Raw genomic sequence first — 1,635 nt, forward strand, 5'->3', positions numbered from 1 at the left:
GTCGGGCGCAGGCGCGCCTGTTCGGCGATGCGCGCCGGCAATAGCTGAATGCTGTTCGGAACCGCTGCTGGATCGTTCCAGGCTTCGACTTCGGCCACCTCGCTTGCATCCAGCAACGGCAGATCGGCCAGCGACGCCTGCGGCATACGGCAGGCGCCATCGAGCAGGCGCAGGAGCTGGCCGGCCAGGCGCTCGACGCTGGAGGCATCGAACAGATCGGTGGCGTAATCCAGGTAGGCTTCGAGGCGGCCATCAGCCTGTTCGAGGGTGCCCAGCACCAGGTCGAACTGGGCACTCTGCCCCTGACAGTCGAGGCTTTCGCACTGCAGGCCGGGCAGCGCCTGTAGCGCACGATGGTCCTGCCGTTGATGGTTGTACGCCACCTGGAACAGCGGGTTATGGCTGAGACTGCGCTCGGGCTGCAGCGCATCGACCAGTTGCTCGAAGGGCACATCCTGGTGGGCCTGGGCGCCGACCACGCGGGCCTTGACCTGGCGCAGCAGATCGGCGAACGAATGCTGCGCATCCACCTCGCTGCGAATCACCAGGGTGTTGACGAACAGGCCAATCAGCCCCTCGCTCTCGCCCTGGGTGCGCCCGGCCACCGGCACGCCCACGCGCAGGTCATGCTGGCCGGTCAGGCGATACAGCAGGCCCTGGTAGACCGCCAGAATCAGCATGAATGACGTGACTTGATGCAACTGCGCCTGCTCGCGCAGTCGCTCGGCCAGGCTGGCCGGCACGCTGAAAGCATGCCGCGCCCCCTGCCCCAGACGCACGGCCGGGCGTGGCCGATCTGCCGGCAGCTCCAGCAGCGGCTGTTCATTGCCGAGCTGCTCACGCCACCACTGCACCTGCTCGGCCAGGCGACTGCCAGCGAGATGATCGCGCTGCCACAGGGCATAGTCGGCGTACTGGATCGGCAGTGTCGCCAGTTCCACCGGCTGCCCTTCGGCATGGCCCCGATAGAGCGCGGCGAACTCGTCGAGCAGCACCTGGATCGACCAGCCATCGGCGATGATGTGATGCAGGCAGAGCACCAGCACGTACTGCTGCGGGCCCAGTTCGATCAGCGCCACACGCCAGGGCGGGCTCTGTTCGAGGTCGAAGGGGCGCCGATTGAAGGCATCGACCTCATGTCGCAGCTGCGCCTCGTCCGGCGCCTGCAGGCGCTCGATGCCGACCGCAGTCGGCTGCTGCACGCATTGCAAAGGCTCACCCGCGTCGCCGCTGGCGAAGGTGGTGCGCAGGCTTTCATGACGCTGCGCCAGGCTGTCGAAGCTGCGTTGCAGGGCCTGGATATCCAACTCACCCGTCAGGCGCACAGCACAAGGCAGGTGGTAGGCCAGGCTGTCGGGCTCCAGTTGGGCAAGGAACCACAGACGCTGCTGAGCGAAGGACTGTGGGCTGCACGCTGCCCGTTGGCGGGCCTGCAGGCCGAAGCCAGGCGTGGCCTCGGCGGCCGCCAGGTGCCGGGCCTGACTACTCAGGGTGCTGGCCTCGAAAGCCGCGCGCAGAGGCAGCTCACGCTGCAGCTGGCGACGAATCTGCGACACCAGTTGCGTGGCCAGCAGCGAATGGCCGCCGAGGGCGAAGAAATCATCCTCACGCCCCACCCGTTCTACAGCCAACAGC

The 1,635-nt window shown here is 67.2% G+C and carries 1 protein-coding gene; it reads right to left on the minus strand.

Features of this window, described 5'->3' with window-relative positions; translation table 11 throughout:
• Positions 1-1,635: condensation domain-containing protein (locus H3221_RS25510; RefSeq protein ID WP_224490815.1), on the minus strand; the 1,635-nt coding region annotated here is incomplete at both ends.

The sequence above is a fragment of the Pseudomonas chaetocerotis genome (assembly GCF_015712105.2).
GTDB classification, from domain to species: domain Bacteria; phylum Pseudomonadota; class Gammaproteobacteria; order Pseudomonadales; family Pseudomonadaceae; genus Aquipseudomonas; species Aquipseudomonas chaetocerotis.